Origin of the sequence: Pusillimonas sp. ANT_WB101 (assembly GCF_008369125.1) — a bacterium.
Classification (GTDB): domain Bacteria; phylum Pseudomonadota; class Gammaproteobacteria; order Burkholderiales; family Burkholderiaceae_B; genus Allopusillimonas.
Genome location: NZ_VOAY01000001.1, coordinates 1,074,119 through 1,093,751, shown reverse-complemented (window position 1 = coordinate 1,093,751; position 19,633 = coordinate 1,074,119). Strand labels below are relative to the sequence as shown.

Here is a 19,633-nt window from a genome sequence, read left to right as displayed (position 1 = left end):
AACTTACCCCTTACGGAGACGTACATGGACGCAAAAACACACAGTGCGCGAGCTGAGATTGTCGCGTGTCTTGACAGCTGGAGCGAGGCGGTCAAGACCAAAAATGTAGAAGCCGTACTCGCCCTATATTTGCCTGACGTTGTGGCGTTTGATGCCATTCAGGCGTTGCAGTTTAAGGGCATTAAAGCCTACGGTGAACACTGGGAAAAATGCATGGCCATGTGCCCCCTAGGCATGGTCTTCGAGGCCTCACAACGTGAGATACAACTCGATGGCAATCTGGCCGTGGTCCATGAACTGGTGCATTGCGGCACGGTTGACGAGCAGGGCAAGGAAGAAGCCGGCTGGGCGCGCAAAACAGCAAGTCTGCGCAAGGTGGATGGGCACTGGCTAATTGCCCACGAGCACTTTTCTGTGCCCTTCGATATGTTGACGGGTCGTGTCATGAATGAACTGGACCCCAATGCCGAAACAGCAGGTACGCCCAGGGCCATTCCTGATGGCATGAACGCGATTACGCCCCATCTGGTTTGCAAGCATGCCGACCAGGCCATTGCGTTTTACAAAAATGCCTTTGGCGCTACAGAGCAGTCAAAACTAGTATCGCCAGATGGCTCAATTATGCATGCCTGCCTGCGAATTGCCGGGTCTCCCTTCTTTTTGATGGAAGACGTACCTAAATGGGGTGCCACAAGCCCCAGCACGCTGGGCGGCACGCCTGTCAGCCTGCATGTTTACGTGGGCGATGCGGATGCTGCGTTTGCCAAGGCCGTGGCGGCTGGCGCCAAGGTAATAATGGCACCGGGTGACATGTTCTGGGGAGATAGGTACTCATTGGTCGAAGACCCCTTTGGTCACCGCTGGTCGCTAGCCACCCATAAACACGACCTGTCACATGAAGAAATTATGCAGGCCGCAAGTTCAGCCATGCAGGCCGACATAGAATGCCCGGCATCGGCGTCCTGAAAATGTTTGAACTCGGGCCAGGCGCGGCTTTTTGCATAGCACAAAGACCGTCGTTAGGGGTCATAGTGCGTCTTAACGCGCGCCGCCTGGCCCGCAGGCGTACTCAATAATTAACTGGGCTGAAACCCTGCCGTTCCAGATGTTTTGATCAAGACGGTAGGCGCAGTCTATGTGCTCGGGCAGCATTTCAGCCTGGTTAAACCATATGGCATCAAAACGCTGGTGGCCGCGCTCCAGGCTTAATTTCAGGTGTTTGTCTTTAAGCAGACGCTGCTGTCGTACATAAAATGTATCCCGAAATATGGGGGCCGGGAAGCCCGCTCCCCATACCTGCTGCTGCAGCAGGCCGGCAACATCAGCATTGGCATAACCTTCCTCAAGCGAGCCATCGGTTTCGATAATAGGCTCAAAGCTGCTGCGTCCGGTCAGCTCGGTAACCGCCGCATCAAACGCGTCAATAAACATCTCGTAGGCGTCTTCCCGCAAAGTCAGGCCGGCAGCCATGGCGTGGCCACCAAACTTCAGAATAATGCCGGGGTAACGCTTGGAGACCAGATCCAGCACGTCGCGCAGGTGCACATCGGGAATCGACCGGCCCGAACCGCGCAGCTCACCGCTGTCGGAGCGCGCAAAGGCCAGCGTGGGACGCCAGTAGGTTTCTTTTAACCTTGATGCCACCAGCCCAACCACACCTTGATGCCAGCCGGGGTCGTAAACGCAGACCGTGGCTTTTATGCTGGGGGTTGCTGCCTCAAACGCCACAAGGGCTTCTTCACGCATGGTGGTTTCTATGCTGCGACGTTCCTGGTTCATGGCGTCAAGCTGGCGCGCCAGTTCGAGGGCGCGCCCTTCGTCATCGGTGGTCAGGCACTCAATGCCGATGCTCATGTCTGCCAGCCGTCCTGCCGCATTGATACGCGGGCCCAGCGCAAAGCCCAGGTCAAAGCCACTGGCATTGCGCGGTTCTCTGCCGGCCACGGCAAACAGGGCACGCAGGCCCGCCTGCATGCGGCCGCTGCGCATGCGTTTTAGCCCTTGTGTGACCAGAAGGCGATTATTGGCATCAAGCCGCACCACGTCGGCGACCGTGCCCAAGGCCACCAGATCGGCCAGCTGATCCAGGCGCGGCCCGCCGTCGGCGGGGAATACGCCACGTCGTCTGAGCTCAGCCCGAAGCGCCAACATCAGGTAAAAGATGACGCCCACGCCAGCCAGATTTTTTGAGGGAAAGCCGCAACCCGGCTGGTTGGGGTTGACGATGGCCAGTGCGTCGGGCAGCGTATCTGCAGGCAGATGGTGGTCGGTGACGATGACGTCCATGCCTGCCTGTCGCGCTGCGTCGACGCCGTCTATGCTGGCTATGCCGTTGTCCACCGTGACCAGAATGTCAGGTTTGCCGGCATGATGCTGCTCTGCCAGGCTGACAACGGCAGGCGACAGCCCATAACCGGTTTCAAACCTGTTGGGCACCAGATAATCGACGCTGGCACCCATGCTGCGCAGGGCGCGCAGCCCGACCGCACAGGCCGTGGCACCGTCACAGTCGTAGTCGGCGACGATTAACAGTCGTTTGCCGTCGCGGATGGCGTCTGCCAGCAGACCTGCAGCGTATTCCACCTGGGTTAGCTGGCCTGGCGGGATCATTGCGCCCCAGGCCAGTCGCACGTCTTCGGGTTGATGCACGCCACGGGCGGCCCAAAGACGCGAGAGCAGTGGGTGTATGCCCGACGCTTCAAGCAAACGGGCGGCTTCAGGGTTGGCGGAGCGTACGCTCAGTTTTGGGGTGACCACCATTTTCTCCATGCTTCCTTGCTGCCGGGCAGCCACTGGGCCCACAGACGCCGCGCGCCGGGGGTAAGTTCTATGATGGCGTCCCGCCCAGTCATAATAATCTGGCGGGGAGGTTGCCCGGCCAGAGGGGCAAACACCTGCGCTTCCAGCTGGCCCAATGCGGTTATCCAGCCATTCCAGTCTTGGCGTATCAGTGGGCCCAGCAGGTCGGTGTAAATGTTGACGTTGGCAGGCGCAGCATGATGCAGCTGTCTGGCGCGCGCACCGCCGAACAGCCACAAGCTGTTGATGGCCGGCAGGCCTTGTTGCTGACGCGCAAGGTTGACGGGGTGGTCAAACCACCGCATCTGCACCTCGTTGGCCAGCCTGCGCCAAGGTCGTGAGGCCGCATCTTGCGACCACCATTCGTTAACAGAGGAAAGGCTGACAAGCATAGGGCTGGCGACCGGCGCGCTGTGCCCGCTTGGCGGTTGTATGCGCCAGCGGTTTGTATCGCAAGGTTGCAGCGCAAACCCATCTTCTTCAAAGAAAGGCTGCACCGATTCGAACAACGCTACACTCTGTTCTGGCGTAATGGCCAGCTCGGACGCCGGTATCAGTGCGGCGCCATCACGCGAAGGCGCTACATGAACCAGTTCGACCAGCCAGACGGGTTTGTCTGAATCGCTAACTTGCCCTGCCCAGAGCGGGCCCAGACCTGTGGCAAAATTCTGTCCGGCGTCTGGTTTAAAGCCACGGGCCACAAGTTGCCACTGCTCATGCGGCACGCAGCCGCTGAGAGCGGGGTCAGCCGCAAGGCGATGGGGTTTTGCATGGCTTAGCCATGTAAACAGGGTGGGCGCGGTTTTGGGCAGGTATTGAGCCAGCTCGCGTGCTTCACGCGGGTCGGGCAAGGCGCCAGGTAGTACGATTTGCATTCCAGGATTGTAGTGTTTATGGGGAAACGGTGGCTTGATGATGTCTTATGAGTTCTGGATAGGGGCGCGCTACGCGGGCCTGGCACGCTCCCGACGCAAGGGCGGGGGTGGTGACCGCTTTGTGTCGTTTATTGCCGCAAGCTCCATGGTCGGCATCGCGCTGGGTGTGGCGGCGCTGATTGTTGTGCTGTCGGTGATGAACGGTTTTCAGAAAGAGGTGCGTGATCGCATGCTGTCTGTTTTGCCGCACATTGAATTGTACGCGCCACGCATGGCTCCCGATGAAGTACTTTCACAGTGGAAGAACATCGCCCGTATGGCCGAGGAAAACCCGGAGGTAAAGGGTGCCGCGCCGTTTGTAGCGGGCCAGGGCATGATTGTGCGCGGCGAAACACTCAGTGGCGTGCAGATACGCGGCATCGATCCCAAGCTAGACGCGGCGGTATCCGACGTGGCTGAACAAATGGTGTCGGGCGAGTTAACGTCGCTGGTACCGGGCAGTTTTTCTATTGTGTTGGGCAATTATCTTGCTCACACGCTGGGCGTGGGCATGGGCGATACGGTGCTGGTACTGGCGCCGCAAGGTTCTATTTCGCCGGCAGGGTTCACCCCTCGCATGCGCCAGTTTACGGTAACAGGTCTGTTTTCCTCGGGCTATTACGAGTTTGACGCGTCCATGGCGTTCATCAACTACGAAGATGCGGCCAAGGTATTTCGCGACAGCGGGCAAACAGGCGTACGCCTGCGTATTGCCGACATGCAGAAGGCGCCACTGGTGGCTTCGGAGCTGCGCGCGGCACTGCCGCCGTATGTGCAGGCGCAAGACTGGACGCAAAACAACCGCACCTGGTTTGCCGCCGTCCAAACTGAAAAGCGCATGATGTTTTTGATTCTGGCGCTTATTGTGGCCGTGGCCGCGTTCAATTTGTTGTCGTCGCTGGTTATGGCTGTCAAAGACAAGCGCTCTGATATTGCCATTTTGCGTACGCTGGGCGCGACACCGCGCGAGGTGGCACGCATTTTTCTGGTGCAAGGCTCGCTCATTGGCGTGGTTGGCACCTTGCTGGGCGTAGGCTTCGGAATGCTCGTCGCCTTCAATATCGGCGTAATCGTGCCATTTATTGAACGTATGCTGGGGGTGCAGTTTTTACCGCAGCAGGTGTATTTCATCAGCGAATTACCATCAGATCCGCAAATGACCGATATCCTTATTATTGCCATTACGTCTCTTGTGCTGTCGCTGCTTGCCACGCTGTACCCCAGCTGGCGTGCATCCAGCCTGCAGCCAGCCGAGGTGTTGCGCCATGACTGATCGCACCACAACACAAAACCACAATGGCGCGACCGCAACGAGTTCGGGTGATCGAGCGGCGTCCAATGCCGGAAGCACTACATCGCACAGTGTCATGCAGCCCAGCCGCTTTGGTGGCGGCCCGGCGCCAGCGCACACCGCCGTGCACGCCATTGAGGCACGCAACCTGGTCAAAACCTATACCGAAAGCGGGCAGGAGATCCAGGTTCTGCGCGACGTAAGCCTTCATGTGGCGCAGGGTGAAATGGTGGCCATTGTGGGTGCATCGGGCTCAGGAAAGAGCACGCTGCTGCATACACTAGGCCTTCTTGACCAGCCCACATCCGGCACGGTATTGATTAATGGGCTTTCTGTGGCCGGTCTTTCTGAAGCCAAACGCAGCCAGTTGCGCAACAGGCATCTGGGTTTTGTTTACCAGTTTCATCACTTGTTGTCTGAGTTTTCTGCGCTTGATAACGTGGCCATGCCGCTCATTGTGCGACGCGAGAAACGCAGTTACGCGCGCGAACAGGCCGAGCTGGTTCTTGAACAGGTTGGGTTGGCTGCCCGTGTTGACCATTACCCCGGCCAGCTGTCTGGCGGTGAGCGGCAACGTGTGGCGCTGGCCCGGGCCTTGGTTACACGGCCCACGTGCGTGCTGGCTGATGAACCTACCGGTAACCTGGATCGCTACACGGCTGAGAGCATGTTTGAGTTGCTCACGCGGGTAAACCGTGAGTTTGGCACGGCGTTTGCCATTGTTACGCATGACCCGGCACTGGCTGCGCTGGCGCATCGGCGTCTGGCTATCGAAAAGGGCAAGCTGGTTGATGATTAACGCGTACGCTGGGTGTGGCTGTCACACCCAGCGATATCGACGTTAAGGCTTGAGCATTGAGGGGCAGCGCAACGTCAAGTAAGGAGCATGCATGCTAATCGATACACACTGCCATCTGGATGCCGCCGAGTTCGACGACGATCGCGATGGCGTTATTGCACGTGCTGCCTCGAACGGCGTTTGTACCATCGTCATTCCGGCGGTGGCGTGTTCAAACTTTGATGTGGTCAGAAAGCTTGCACATTCATTTGACGGTGGGTTTTATGCCCTGGGCATCCACCCCATTTATGTGCCGCAGGCCAGTAACTCTGATCTGCACACGCTCGAAACGCAGATTGAGCAATCGCTGGATGACCCACGGTTTGTTGGCATAGGTGAGATTGGGCTGGATTTCTTCCTGCCCAACCTTAAACAACCTGAAATGGTAGCGCGGCAGCAGTTTTTTTACGGCGCCCAGCTAGACTTGGCCGTAAAGTACCAGTTGCCGGTGATCTTGCACGTGCGTCGTTCGCAAGATCTTATTCTGAAAGCCTTGCGCCAGCGCGCCATTACCGGTGGCATTGCTCATGCTTTCAACGGCAGTTTTCAGCAGGCCCAGCAGTTTCTGGACCTGGGTATGGCCATGGGCTTTGGTGGCGCCATGACGTTCGAGCGCGCTTTGCAGATTCGCCGGCTGGCCAGCACCTTGCCTGACGAAGCCTTGGTAGTCGAAACCGATGCCCCTGATATTCCTCCGTCGTGGCTGGGTCAGCCCGGTGGGCTTAGCGCCAGAAATGAGCCGGGTGAAGTGTCGGGTATTGTCGATGTGCTGGCTGATTTGCGTAGTGTAGGGCGCGAAGACATTGCGCGGTTGACGACGACTAATGCCATGCGGGTGCTGCCGCGGCTTGGGGGACGCGTGTTCCACTCTTAGAACAATGAGTGCACCAACCACATCGGCGTTTTCCTCGAAACCACATACCACGCACTCGAGCCGAGCCTACGTCTGCCGGTTGTCCGCCGACACATGGTCGCAACACGAACCCCAGCGGGGCTGCCGCGCACCGGATCACGCCAATAGCGGCGCGTGCCATGAGCCTGCCGCCCACCCGTAATTCCCACACTGAACGATTCGCTCTCGTCTGCGGCCAGCAGGTCTTCAGACCGCTTACGCTTGCCTATTTTTTATGCGTGACGGTATGAAAGGGCGTATGTGTTTGTTGGCTTTTGTGGCCGCCAGCGGAGCGGTACACCTGCTTGCGCACTTGCCTGGGCGCAGCATGTGGCTGGTTACCGCGTTTGTCGTCACCTTGCTGTCTATTGTGACGTGGGTGGTGGGTTGGCGCAGCCTGGCCTTGGCCTTGCTGGCCGGTCTGGCGGGTTTTTTGTTCACGCTGGCACGGGCTGAACACCGTTTGGCCGATGCCTTATCCGCGCATAATGAAAACAAAGTTTCCCGTATCGTTCTGAGGGTGTCTGGGCTACCCAGGTTAGACCCAGACAAGCGCGTCTTTGACGCTGAGGTTTTGTCGTCCAACCCCGAGGGGGTGCCGACGCAGATACGGGTTACGTGGAATGCACCCGGGTACTCAGGGCCTTACGGGCGTCGTGGTGATGCTTATGATTTTCCTGAGATGGTACCCGGCCAGGTGTGGCGTATGGCACTTACGTTAAAGACGCCACGAGGTACGCGTAACCCGCATGCTTTTGATTATGAAGGCCACGTGTTTGCGCAGGGTGTGCGAGCCACAGCAAGCGTGCGCGGTACGCCAAGGCTTTTGCGGGATGAGCCCCACGCCAGCTTGAGCATTGTCGCGCAACGCGCCCGCCATTATGTGCGTGCCGCCTTGCTTGAACATGTGGGCGGCTATCGCTATGGCGCGGTTTTACTGGCGCTGGTCATAGGCGATCAGGCCAGCGTCAGCGCGTCAGACTGGCAGGTGTTTAACCGTAGCGGCATTACCCATCTGGTTTCCATTAGTGGCTCGCACATCACCATGATCGCGGCAATCGGTGGTGCGTCCATGTTCTGGTTCTGGCGCCGGGTGCGCATAGCCGGCCGTATGCTGGCCGAACGGGTGCCTGCGCACGTGGCGAGCGCCGCGACCGCTTTGCTGGTGGCGTGGCTGTATTGTCTGCTGGCAGGGTGGGGCGTGCCCGCGCGACGCACGTTTCTGATGTTGGCCGTGGTCGCCGTGTTTTACGTGCTGCGTCTGGGGTTAAACGCTTCTCGTCTTCTGTGTCTGGTGGCTTTTGTCGTGGTGTTACTTGACCCCTGGGCACTGCTGCAAAGCGGCTTCTGGTTGTCATTTTCAGCCGTTGCCGTGCTCATGATTAGCGCGGCTTGGGCCGGACGGGCCGTTGGCCACACCGATATGTCTGCAGGGCAACGACTTCTAGGCTATGTGCGTGCTGCCGTCGGTTTGCAGATAGCCATTTCACTGGCGTTGACGCCGGCGTTGGCGTTTATGTTTCATGAGGTGTCAGCGGTTTCACCACTGGTCAATGCCTATGCCATTCCGGTTATCGGTCTGGTGGTAACACCATTGGCGCTGTTGGCAGGTGGTGCGGCGTTGGTTCCGGGCCTGGGTTGGCTGGCCGGGCTTCTGGCTTCGTTTTCTCACAGCGCTTTGCATTTGGCCATGTTGCCTACCGTATGGCTGGCGTCGCTGCCGGCGGCCAGCTTTTCTGTGGCGGCCGCACCCTGGTGGACGCTATTGCTGTGTCTGCCTGGCCTGGCTTTGGCCTTGGCGCCTTATGGCCCGCCACTACGCCATGCAGGCTGGCTGCTAATGTTGCCTGCTTTGTGCTGGCAGCCAGCACGCCCCGATGAGGGCGGCTGGTCACTGTATGCGCTTGATGTAGGGCAGGCCGGCGCGGTGGTCGTGCGCACGGCGAAACATGTACTGGTGTTTGACGCGGGTGCGCGCCATAGCCCCGACGCGGACGATGGCACTCGAGTACTGGCTCCGTTTCTACGATCGCTGGGCGTGCGGCACATTAACACTTTGGTGGTGTCACACGCCGATCTTGATCATGCTGGCGGTGTGGGCGGCTTGCTGCAGGCTTTTCGTGTGGATCAGGCGTATAGCTCTTTTGACCTAACGGCTTATCTGGCGCGTGAGACGCAGTTGCTTGGAACGCAGACCATGTTGCCGCAGCGGCTTGCCCGCTGCGAATACGGTGTTACGTGGCAGGTGGATGGCGTTACGTTTGAGTTTCTCTGGCCACCCAAACACTTTGCAACTGCGGCCTCATTTGTGCAAAAAACCGATGACCAAACGCAGTCACCGAAGTTGAAAGGCCGACGCGGCAATGCTCGCAATGCCGGCAGTTGTGTGTTGCGCATACGCGGTGCTCATCACTCCGCCTTGTTACCGGGCGACATCGGTAAACGCGAAGAATTTATGCTGGTTGATCGTGGGTTGGAAACTGTTGACCTGGTACTCGCCCCGCACCACGGGTCAAAATCTTCATCCAGCCCTCGATTTGTGCGGGCGACCAAACCTTCTGATGTGATTGCACAGGCGGGGTTTCAGAGCCGTCACGGTCACCCCAGCCCCGAAGTGCAGGCACGCTGGTCAGATCATGGGGCCAAGTTCTGGCGCACAGACCTGCATGGTGCGATTATCGTGCACTCTGAGGCAAAGGGGCTATCGGTGTCGGCCGTACGTGATAAAAACCGAAGATATTGGCACGCTTCCCGCAAGGGTGATTAGTGCATTGTTTGAAGGATACTCACACAATCGCTGGCGCGGCCACCGGGGTAAAAAATTTTGGCCATCTCTTTTCGTACATTATTTCGCTGAACATTGAGCACCGAATCTTCTTTGCAGGCGCACTGCCTTCCCCGTGAATTGATACAAATGAATCGCTTCGTTCAGTGACGGCAGACTTTCGAGTTTACGCAGCCGACTAGCGTATGGGCCCCAGAGCCCAAGCGCTATGGTGCGCACAATGTGACGGGGCCCTACAACTCGACGTGACTAATGGCCGCGATCGCCAGGATGTCGGGCAAGTCCAGAGCGTCACGCATTCAGCATAACGGTATGGCCGTTGGTGTCGAAGGGGATGAGGGTGCCGACGGTGCCCGCCTTAATCATTTCAACCATGCGGTTTAGCGGGGCTTCGGCGTCTTCGGAACGTGGCGGCCTGTCTTTGGAACCTGATAATGCTGCGGCGAAAACCAGCGTCCAGTCAGGCAGGTGTTGCCGCGCCTCTTCGAGCAAGGCCTCGAAACTGATTAATTCGTCTGGTGATTTATCCAGACAGGCTAGTGGCGTTAATGTACCGCCTTCTCCCGCCTCAAACGCAGCGCGCTGTGCAGGGGTGCAGTCGTCAGGCAATTCGACAGCGGTGAACACAAAGAGCAGGCGCTGGGGTTCGGGCTGCGCGCGGGCGGCGACGATAAAATCGTCAAAACTTGAGATACTCATATACGGGTGCCTTGCGATGCTTAAGCCTGGACCACTGCCCAGGCAAGAAAACCGATGTTTTAGCCTGGAGCATTGCCCAGGCCAGAATTTAGGTAACTATACCCGAGGCATCTTACTGCAAGATCTGGCCTGGCCGCACCCCAAGGGGGGTTACTGCAACAGCAGGCCTGGCCGCACGTTAACGGTGACACCCTGCAGTTCGGCGCTGGATGTCAGTAGGGTTAAATACTGCTGAATGGCCTTGTGCCTGACGTATTCTTGCAGATAACGCGCAATGGTGTTGCTGACCATTTCATAAGGCATGGCCACCCCTTCAACCCTTCGTTCAACCAGAACGATATGGAAACCATGCCTGGTTTTGATCAGGCCCGGCAACAGGCCGGTCGCGGTGCCTTCAAACAGCGCCTTATCGAATTCTGGCACGCATTCTCCGCGACTAAGTTGCCCCAGATTTCCGCCCACTTTGCCGGAGGGGCAATTGGACAAGGCACGGGCTTGCTCGCCAAACGTACCAGGATGGCGTGTCAGATCGCGGCGCACCTCTTCGGCGCGTGTACGCAACAATGGCATAGAGACGCCCTCAGTCAAGGCAAAAAGTATATGACTGGCATGCACCAGATCTGGGCTGCGAAATTTTTTTGCATTGGCCTCGTAATAGCGTCTGCATTCTTCCTCGGAGGGTTCAGGTGTAAGGCACTCTTGTTCAATCAGTCGGTCTATGGTGTCATCATCGATGTCCTGACTTTGGTCAATGAGCCCTTTGGCGCATGCTTGCTGGCGCAACAGCTCTTTGGTCATCAATGCACGCCGTGCCGCCTGATCGGGGTCAGTTTCATCGGCATGGGCAGTGATCTCAGACGCGATAATGCTGTCGTCGATCAACACGCCATTGACGCGCAGCTCAGTTGCGGGTGGGGTGCTTGGGCGCGAAACAGAGGTAGAGTCCATGAGCGAGCCTTGTCCTTTTAGCGCTTACGCACTATTTGATGCGGCCGGCCCAAATAAGCCACTGTGGCTACCCCGCTCCATATATGCACAAGCCGGGTAAAGGGCGACACCAGGAAAATGGTAAACCCCAGAAAAATATGCATTTTGTACACCAACGGTACACCAACGAGCAGTGCGGCAACACTGGGGTTGAAGGTGACGATGCCTTTAACATAGTCGGACAGGGTTTCAAACATAACGCCATCCATGTGCTGCAATGACAGCGGTACGGTCAGTAGCCCCAATGCCAACTGAAGCCAGAGCAGTACCAGCACAAGGATATCTGCATTGGCGCTATTAATGCGTATGCGTGGGTCTGAAAGCCGACGGTAGAACAGAATGGTCAGACCCACAATGGCAACAATACCTGCGGCACCGCCACCGGCCATGGCCAGCAACTGATGCTGAGAAGCATTTATAAAGGGCGAAACCATCCAGTGCGGCGCAAGAAAGCCAACAAAATGGCCGGCAATCACAATCAGGATGCCAAAATGAAAGAGATTGCTGCCAAGACGCAGTTGTTTTCGTCTGAGCAACTGAGAAGAGTCGCTCTTCCAGGTGTATTGCTCGCGGTCAAAACGTATAAGGCTGCCCAGCAGCAAAACCGTCATGCAAATATAAGGGTACACACCAAAAAGCAATGTATTCCAGATGCTGTTGTTCATGATCTGTCTCCCGAAGGTTTCCGTGTTCTGGGTGCGTACGTGTGCGGTCTGACACGGTCTCTGCGTGATGAATTAGCGTGGTGGTCTTTTCTCGTAAAACTGTACAGGCTGATATTCGTTACTGAGCGGCGCTGGTGCGTTCAGAAAGCTTACGGGTTCATCCTGCCACTCTTTGTCCAGAGCCTCGGTGTCGATCGCGGCTTGCTCATCTTCAACAGGGGATATTTCGTCAGGATCCAGAGGTTTTGCCCCCGCAAGCGGCAGCAAGGCGGCTACGGCGGCATAGTGAGGGATGCCACGTTGTGCCAGATGCGTGGCGATGGTTCGATTGATTTCGGCAATTTCTTCCAGCAGCGCGCGGGCCTTCTGCGGGGCCTCGCGTGCGACAAACTCCAGAAATACCGGCAAATAATCTGGAAGCTCACGCCCATGAAGAAACAAACCGCTTTTTTCGTACATGGCCAACAAATCGACCATGGCCTGACCGCGCTCGCGTGATTCGCCATGTACGTGTTCGAACAAGTAAAGCGAGTTGGCCCGCCCACGGTCAAAGATCTCGACGTAAGCCTCCTGCATGGCGATCAGGTCGATGCCATCAAGGTGGTCGATCAGATCAGAAAGTGCTGCGCGACTCGCAGCGGGCAGGGCGCTGTGGCCGGTAACAATGTCGCGGATCTCGGGCAAGGCGTCGAGCAGGGTCTGATCCGGGTAGTCCAGTAATGCGCCCAGCGCCTGGAGCAGGGGGCCATGATTTTTCATTTAGTCTCCCGCCGCACGTATGGGGATGGTTTTGCGTTTCTTGCCTATGCCTTTGTGGCCACCAAACAGGCTGGTTTCAGTAGTGCCTTCAGAGCAGCCATTGCCAAAGGAAAAGCCACAGGAAGCGCGCAAGTCGAATGCGTCTTCGGCATATTCGCGATGCGTGGTCGGGATGACGAAGCGATCTTCATAGTTGGCAATCGCCATGTACCGGTACATGGCTTCAACTTGCGCCAGACTTAGGCCGACCTCTTCAAGCAACGCCACATCATCATGTCTGTCTACATGACGACCGCGCATGAATGCGCGCATGGCCAGCATTCTCTTGAGCGCAAGCCTTACAGGTTCTTCTTTGCCGGCGGTAAGAAGATTGGCGAGGTAACGCAGGGGGATACGCAGGGAGTCCACATCAGGTATTAACCCATTCGAAGCCAGCCTGCCGTCATTGGCGGCAGTGCTAATGGGAGACAAGGGTGGCACATACCAGACCATGGGCAGGGTTCTGTACTCCGGGTGAAGCGGAAAGGCGATCTTCCACTCCATGGCCATCATATAAACCGGCGATCTTTGCGCGCCTTGAATCCAGTTATCGGGCACACCATCACGTCTGGCCTGTTCGATGATTGCGGGATCATGTGGGTCCAGAAATATGGATAACTGGGCTTCGTAAAGATCCTCAGGGTTTTCGACGGATGCAGCCTCTTGAATGCGGTCTGCGTCATACAGCACCACGCCAAGATAGCGTATGCGCCCAACACAGGTTTCTGAACAGACAGTGGGTTGCCCCGCTTCAATCCGCGGGTAGCAGAAAATGCATTTTTCAGATTTACCACTTTGCCAGTTGTAATAGATTTTTTTGTACGGACAGCCTGATACACACATGCGCCAGCCGCGGCATTTGTCCTGATCAATCAGTACGATGCCGTCTTCTTCGCGCTTGTAAATAGAACCCGAAGGGCAAGAAGCAACGCAGGCAGGGTTAAGGCAATGCTCGCACAGGCGCGGCAAGTACATCATGAAGGTGTTTTCAAACTCACCGTAAATATCGGTTTGCACCTGGTCAAAGTTGTAGTCGGCCTTGCGCTTTTCGAATTCGCCGCCAAGAATCTCTTCCCAGTTAGGGCCCCATTCTATTTTTTCCATACGCTCGCCCGTAATTAATGAGCGCGGTCGAGCGACCGGCCCGACCTTTACGTCGGGCGCGTCGTGCAAGTGAGCATAATCGAAGGTGAATGGTTCGTAGTAGTCGTCAATTTCAGGCAGATCGGGATTACCGAAAATTTTGGATAGCACGCGCCATTTACTGCCTGCGGCCAATTCTATCTTGCCGTTGGCCTTGCGTTTCCAGCCGCCGTGCCAGCGTTTCTGGTTTTCCCAATCTTTCGGATAGCCTACGCCGGGCTTGGTTTCGACGTTGTTAAACCATGCGTACTCCATGCCCTCGCGCGACGTCCATACGTTTTTACAAGTTACTGAGCAGGTATGACAGCCTATGCACTTGTCCAGATTCATGACCATGCCGATCTGAGCGCGAATTTTCATTTTTCGTCTCCGCTTTCTTTGGTGGCCATGGATAAGGTTGGCGCGCCTTCTTCAAGTGTGTGCTGGTGCCGCGCTGCGGCGCTGTCCGACAGCACGGAGTCTGGCGTCGACTCGTCTTTCCAGTCGATGACGTTCATTTTCCGAATGATGACAAACTCATCCCGGTTTGAGCCTACGGTGCCGTAGTAATTAAAGCCATAGGCCAGGTGTGCATAGCCGCCAATCATGTGGGTGGGCTTGGGAATGATGCGTGTGACCGAGTTGTGTATGCCCCGTACGCCGGTTACCTCGGAGCCAGGTTGGTTAATGATTTTTTCTTGAGCGTGGTACATCAGCACGGCACCCTTGGGGATGCGCTGGCTGACCACAGCGCGTGCCGTGAGCGCGCCATTCAAGTTAAAGGCTTCAATCCAGTCGTTATCGACCACGCCTATTTTTTGCGCGTCAATCTCTGACATCCAGATAATGGGGCCTCCACGCGACAGCGTCAGCATTAAAAGGTTATCGGTATAGGTGCTGTGTATGCCCCATTTCTGGTGCGGTGTTAAAAAATTAAGGGCAATTTCAGGGTTGCCGTTTGAATGGGTGCCTTCCATGCCCAGGGTGCTGCGAGTATCCATGGGGGGCTTGTACACGCACAAGGCCTCGCCAAAATCACGCATCCATGTGTGGTCCTGGTAAAGCTGCTGGCGGCCCGACAAGGTACGCCAGGGAATCATTTCATGCACGTTGATATAGCCCGCGTTGTAAGACACGTGCTCAGACTCTATGCCGCTCCAGGTCGGCGATGAAATAATTTTTCTGGGTTGAGCCTGTATGTCACGAAAACGTATTTTCTCGTCTTCGCGGCTGCGGGCAAGGTGTGTGTGATCAATGCCGGTCGATTTCGACAAGGCTGCCCATGCCTTGACCGCCACCGCACCATTGGTTTCAGGCGCCAGCGTCAGCACAACCTCTGAGGCATCAAGGCCAGTTTGAATAGACGGCCGGCCTTTGGATACGCCTTCTTCCAGCACGGTATGGTTCAGGCCACGCAAAAGCTCGATTTCTTCACCAGTCTGCCACGATATGCCTTTACCTCCATTGCCCAGCGTGTCTAGCAGTGGCCCGACTGATGTATATTTTTTGTAGGTGTCGGGGTAATTGCGCGTCACCTTGATCACATTGGCCATGGTTTTTCCAGGTACCGGGTCGCACTCACCTTTACCCCAGTCTTGTATTTCGGGCCCCTGGGTAATTTCCTCTGGCGTGTCGTGCAACAGGGGAGCGAGCACAATGTCGTTTTCTTCACCCAGATGGCCAACCGCCAGCTCAGAAAACCGCTTTGCAATCCCTTTGTAGATATCCCAGTCGCTCTTGGACTGCCAGGCCGGGTCAACCGCCGTAGACAGCGGATGAATAAAGGGATGCATGTCAGACGTATTCATGTCGTCTTTTTCGTACCAGGTGGCGGTGGGCAAGACGACATCAGAATAAAGACAGGTGGTAGACATGCGAAAGTCTAGTGTTACCACCAGATCCAACTTGCCTTGCGGGGCGGGGCTGCGCCATTTCACATCCTGCGGCCGTATGCCTGATTCTGCCCCAAGCTCCTTGCCCTGGACGCCATGCTCGGCACCCAGCAGGTGCTTGAGAAAATACTCATGCCCCTTGCCCGATGAGCCCAACAAATTGGATCGCCATACAAACAGGTTGCGAGGGAAATTCTCTGGCGCATCGGGGTCGGTACAGGCCATTTCCAGCGAACCATGCTTTAAGCCGTCGGCAACAAAGGCAGCGGCGTCACCTCCGGCAACCGCACGTCCTATATCCAGCGGGTTGCTTTTAAAATGCGGGGCGGTAGGAAGCCAACCCATGCGTTCGGCCTTGACGTTGTAGTCGATGAGGCTTTCGGAAACCGCCTGTGTGCTGGCCAGCGGCGACAATATAGTTGAGACTTTCAGGGTTTCGTAACGCCACTGATCGGTATGTGCGTAAAAGAAAGAGGTACCGTTCATGAAGCGCGGTGGGCGATGCCAGTCTGTGGCGAAGGCCAGCGGGAGCCAGCCAGTTTGTGGCCGCAGCTTCTCCTGGCCCACATAGTGCGACCAGCCGCCCCCTGATTTACCCACACAGCCGCAAATAACCAGCAAATTAATGGCCGCGCGGTAACTCATGTCCATATTGAACCAATGGTTCAGGCCGGCACCGATAATGATCATAGACTTGCCTTCAGTCTTATGGGCATTGACGGCAAATTCCCTGGCCACGGCGATGACGTCAGCGCGTTTTACACCCGTGATCTGTTCCTGCCAGGCTGGCGTGTAAGGGATGTCATCGTCGTAGCTGGCGGCCACATTGTCGCCACCCAGGCCCTGATCGACGCCGTAGTTAGCTATAAACAGGTCATATACCGTGGCCACGAGCACTTCGCCTTCGCGCGTATTGACCCGGCGCACGCCTATGCGTCGCGGCAATATGCTGTCATGGCCGGTATGCGTAAAGTGTGTAGTCTCGGTATTGCCAAAGTAGGGGAAGGCAACGTCTATCACCTGATCATGATGCGCCACCAGCGAGAGGCGAGGACGAATGGCATTGCCTTTGGCATCTTCTTCCTTGATGTTCCACTTGCCCGCATCACCGCCTTCCTTCTGGCCCCAGCGAAACCCTATGGAACCCACAGGCGCGACCAGGTTGTCGGTGATTTCATCCAGAACCACTGTTTTCCAGGCGGCGTTGTTGTCTTGCCCCAGCGCATTTTCACACTCGTCGGCGCGCAACATGCGCTCAGGCACGTAATGATCACCTTGTTTAACGATGCGCACCAGCATAGGCATGTCGGTATAGCGACGGCAGTAATCGGAGAAATACTCGCTCTTGCCGGCCACATGAAACTCTTTGAGTACGACATGACCCATGGCCAGGCCCAGCGCTGCATCCGTGCCCTGTTTAGGGTGCATCCACAGATCGCCGAATTTTGCGCCTTCGGCATAGTCAGGAAAAATCGACACCACACGGGTGCCACGATAGCGCGCTTCGGTCATGAAGTGGGCATCGGGGGTTCGAGTTTGGGGTACGTTGGACCCCCACATGATGATAAAGGTAGAGTTGTACCAATCTGCCGATTCGGGCACGTCGGTCTGCTCGCCCCAGGTCTGCGGTGAAGCGGGCGGAAGATCGCAGTACCAGTCGTAAAAGCTGAGGTTTACGCCGCCAATCAGCGACAAATAACGGCTGCCAGACGCATACGAGATCATGGACATGGCGGGTATCGGCGAAAAGCCCACGACGCGATCCGGGCCATGACGCTTTATGGTGTGGATATTGGCCGCAGCGATCATCTCGTTGACTTCGTCCCAGCTTGACCTGACGAAGCCGCCCAAGCCGCGGCGGCTGGTGTACGAGGCCCGTTGCGCGCTGTCGCCAACAATAGCTGCCCAGGCGTCAACAGGTTCGAGCGTGGCACGCTTGTCGCGCCACAGGCGCAGCAGTGCGCTGCGCACCAAGGGGTACTTGAGCCGATTGGCGCTGTACAGATACCAGGAATACGATGCGCCGCGCGAGCAGCCGCGCGGCTCGTGGTTGGGCATGTCGGGGCGTGTGCGTGGGTAGTCTGTCTGCTGGGTTTCCCAGGTGACGATGCCGCCCTTGACGTAGATTTTCCAGGAACAGGAACCGGTGCAGTTGACGCCGTGGGTAGAACGAACAATTTTGTCGTGTTGCCACCGCTTGCGGTAGGCTTCTTCCCACTTTCGATCTTCTTGCGTTGTAATGCCGTGGCCATCGGAGAAAGCCGGCCTGGATTGCGAAAAGTATTTGAGTCTATCGACGAAATGACTCATGGCGCGGCCCGTGTAAAATTGCCAAAAATACAGGCTGCGCTTTGCGGACAATACGTATAAGGCATAGGTCCCTCCGGTGTCGCAAACAGGATAGGCCCTGGCCAGCGTGTATGGGCGCATTACCTGGTGCAATGCGCGATAGCCGGTCGGTCCTGGCGATACAACGTGGGGTCATGATAGTGCGGGTATCGACATCGGGCAATACCCATACAAACACTAAGCGTAAATAAAAAACAGGCTTCACCCGGCACCAGACGCCTGCCATAACGACGAGTCAGCTTGCAGATTGCGGCGAATCGGCGATAATGTTTTTAACCCATGAAAAAGCGGGTTTGCCCGGCTCACAAGGCCGGGTAAAGCAAGGCAGCGAAGAAAATTCCACAAGATATTTTCAAGAAGCGAGTATGAGACAAACCAAACCATTACGGCTGCACGTGCCCGAGCCGTCCGGCCGTCCGGGGCACGCCACTGATTTTTCCTATCTGCGACTCGCCCCAGCTGGCGAAATGCGCAAGCCCCCTGTTGATACCTCAGCGTACGATACGCGCGACCTGGCCATTTCGCTGGTGCGTGTGCTGGACGATGAGGGCAGGGCAGTTGGCCCCTGGGCCGAAGAGCGCATAGACCCCGAGTTATTGCGCAAGGGCTTAAGGGTCATGATCAAGACGCGCAGCTATGACGCGCGTATGCTTATCGCCCAGCGCCAGAAAAAAATGTCGTTCTATATGCAAAGCCTGGGCGAAGAGGCCATCGGCACTGCCCAGGCCTTGGCGTTAACCAAGGGTGACATGTGTTTTCCGTCGTATCGTCAGCAAAACCTGCTTATTGCACAAGATGTGCCGCTAGTCGACATGATGTGCCAGCTTTTTTCCAACGAGCGTGACAGCCTGAAAGGTCGTCAGCTGCCCGTCATGTACTCCATGCGTGAGCATGGTTTTTTTTCGATCTCCGGTAACCTCGCTACCCAGTTTGTGCAGGCCGTAGGCTGGGCTATGGCCTCGGCCATCAAGGGTGACACACGCATTGCATCTGCCTGGATAGGCGATGGCGCCACAGCAGCCTCTGACTTTCAGACAGCATTGACCTTTGCCCACGTGTATCAGGCACCCGTTATTCTTAATGTTATCAACAACCAATGGGCTATTTCGAGCTTTCAGGCAATAGCCGGCGGCGAAAGCACCACGTTTGCGGCGCGCGGCATAGGTTCGGGCATTGCATCCATAAGAGCTGACGGCAATGACTTTCTTGCCGTGTACGCCGTATCAAAGTGGGCCGTCGAGCGAGCCCGCAACAACCTGGGCCCAACATTAATCGAGTGGGTCAGCTACCGAGCTGGCCCGCACTCCACGTCTGATGACCCCTCCAAATACCGACCCGCCGACGATTGGGCCCGCTTTCCATTGGGAGACCCCATAGAGCGCCTTAAAAAGCATTTGATTCTGGAAGGCCACTGGTCTGAAGAAGAGCATAACCGCACACAAAAAGAGTGTGAGGCTGAGGTGATCGCCGCCCAGAAAGAAGCCGAAAGTTATGGCACCCTGGCTACCGGGCGCTCAAGCAGTGTGGCAACCATGTTTGAAGATGTTTACAAAGACATGCCCTGGCACTTGCGTCGGCAGCGTCAACAGGCGGGGGTGTAAT

Annotated in this window: 14 protein-coding genes and 1 pseudogene; 7 read left to right on the top strand and 8 right to left on the bottom strand. The window is 56.7% G+C overall.

Features of this window, described 5'->3' with window-relative positions; genetic code table 11:
* Positions 1-24 precede the first annotated feature (24 nt).
* Positions 25-411, top strand: a pseudogene (locus FQ179_RS22590) (SgcJ/EcaC family oxidoreductase); the annotation flags it as partial.
* Between the two features lie 33 nt (positions 412-444).
* Positions 445-966 (top strand): VOC family protein, encoded by a 522-nt coding sequence (locus FQ179_RS22585; protein ID WP_255474910.1) that lies wholly within the window; start codon positions 445-447, stop codon positions 964-966.
* 72 nt (positions 967-1,038) lie between these two features.
* Here FQ179_RS22585 and recJ read toward each other — a convergent pair whose 3' ends face one another.
* Both recJ and FQ179_RS05000 read right to left on the bottom strand, forming a co-directional pair.
* Complete coding sequence (gene recJ / locus FQ179_RS05005) at positions 1,039-2,757, bottom strand: single-stranded-DNA-specific exonuclease RecJ (protein WP_149396916.1); 1,719 nt, start codon at positions 2,755-2,757, stop codon at positions 1,039-1,041.
* Positions 2,739-3,674, bottom strand: coding sequence for a hypothetical protein (locus tag FQ179_RS05000; RefSeq protein ID WP_149396139.1), 936 nt, complete (start codon positions 3,672-3,674; stop codon positions 2,739-2,741). The genes recJ and FQ179_RS05000 overlap by 19 nt, the downstream gene beginning before the upstream one ends.
* A 40-nt stretch (positions 3,675-3,714) precedes the next feature.
* Here FQ179_RS05000 and FQ179_RS04995 point away from each other — a divergent pair, with 40 nt between their 5' ends.
* The 4 genes from FQ179_RS04995 (at position 3,715) to FQ179_RS04975 (ending at position 9,501) form a co-directional block, all read left to right on the top strand.
* A complete protein-coding gene (locus FQ179_RS04995; protein WP_149396915.1) occupies positions 3,715-4,986 on the top strand; it encodes a lipoprotein-releasing ABC transporter permease subunit in 1,272 nt (423 codons plus the stop codon).
* Between the two features lie 94 nt (positions 4,987-5,080).
* Positions 5,081-5,803: an ABC transporter ATP-binding protein gene (locus FQ179_RS04990; RefSeq protein WP_149396914.1), complete on the top strand. Its 723-nt coding sequence runs from the start codon at positions 5,081-5,083 to the stop codon at positions 5,801-5,803.
* 91 nt (positions 5,804-5,894) lie between these two features.
* The gene (locus FQ179_RS04985) at positions 5,895-6,716 is read left to right on the top strand and encodes a TatD family hydrolase (RefSeq protein ID WP_149396138.1); all 822 of its coding nucleotides are present in this window, start codon (positions 5,895-5,897) and stop codon (positions 6,714-6,716) included.
* Positions 6,717-6,993: 277 nt separating this feature from the next.
* Positions 6,994-9,501, top strand: coding sequence for a DNA internalization-related competence protein ComEC/Rec2 (locus tag FQ179_RS04975; RefSeq protein WP_255474836.1), 2,508 nt, complete (start codon positions 6,994-6,996; stop codon positions 9,499-9,501).
* 309 nt (positions 9,502-9,810) lie between these two features.
* Here FQ179_RS04975 and FQ179_RS04970 read toward each other — a convergent pair whose 3' ends face one another.
* The 6 genes from FQ179_RS04970 to FQ179_RS04945 form a co-directional block, all read right to left on the bottom strand.
* On the bottom strand, positions 9,811-10,218 hold the full coding sequence (locus tag FQ179_RS04970) for a ribonucleotide reductase subunit alpha (RefSeq protein WP_149396136.1): 408 nt from the start codon (positions 10,216-10,218) through the stop codon (positions 9,811-9,813).
* Between the two features lie 150 nt (positions 10,219-10,368).
* Positions 10,369-11,166 (bottom strand): peptidylprolyl isomerase, encoded by a 798-nt coding sequence (locus FQ179_RS04965; RefSeq protein ID WP_149396135.1) that lies wholly within the window; start codon positions 11,164-11,166, stop codon positions 10,369-10,371.
* Between the two features lie 17 nt (positions 11,167-11,183).
* Positions 11,184-11,870: a respiratory nitrate reductase subunit gamma gene (narI, locus tag FQ179_RS04960; RefSeq protein ID WP_149396134.1), complete on the bottom strand. Its 687-nt coding sequence runs from the start codon at positions 11,868-11,870 to the stop codon at positions 11,184-11,186.
* A 72-nt stretch (positions 11,871-11,942) separates the two neighbouring features.
* Entirely contained in the window at positions 11,943-12,629 is a 687-nt protein-coding gene (gene narJ, locus FQ179_RS04955) for a nitrate reductase molybdenum cofactor assembly chaperone (RefSeq protein ID WP_149396133.1), read from the bottom strand.
* A complete protein-coding gene (gene narH, locus FQ179_RS04950; protein WP_137238322.1) occupies positions 12,630-14,171 on the bottom strand; it encodes a nitrate reductase subunit beta in 1,542 nt (513 codons plus the stop codon).
* Complete coding sequence (locus FQ179_RS04945) at positions 14,168-17,992, bottom strand: nitrate reductase subunit alpha (RefSeq protein ID WP_149396132.1); 3,825 nt, start codon at positions 17,990-17,992, stop codon at positions 14,168-14,170. The genes narH and FQ179_RS04945 overlap by 4 nt, the downstream gene beginning before the upstream one ends.
* Positions 17,993-18,396: 404 nt before the next feature.
* Between FQ179_RS04945 and FQ179_RS04940 the strand changes: the two genes are divergently transcribed.
* Positions 18,397-19,632, top strand: coding sequence for a 3-methyl-2-oxobutanoate dehydrogenase (2-methylpropanoyl-transferring) subunit alpha (locus FQ179_RS04940; RefSeq protein ID WP_149396131.1), 1,236 nt, complete (start codon positions 18,397-18,399; stop codon positions 19,630-19,632).
* Position 19,633: the final 1 nt, after the last annotated feature.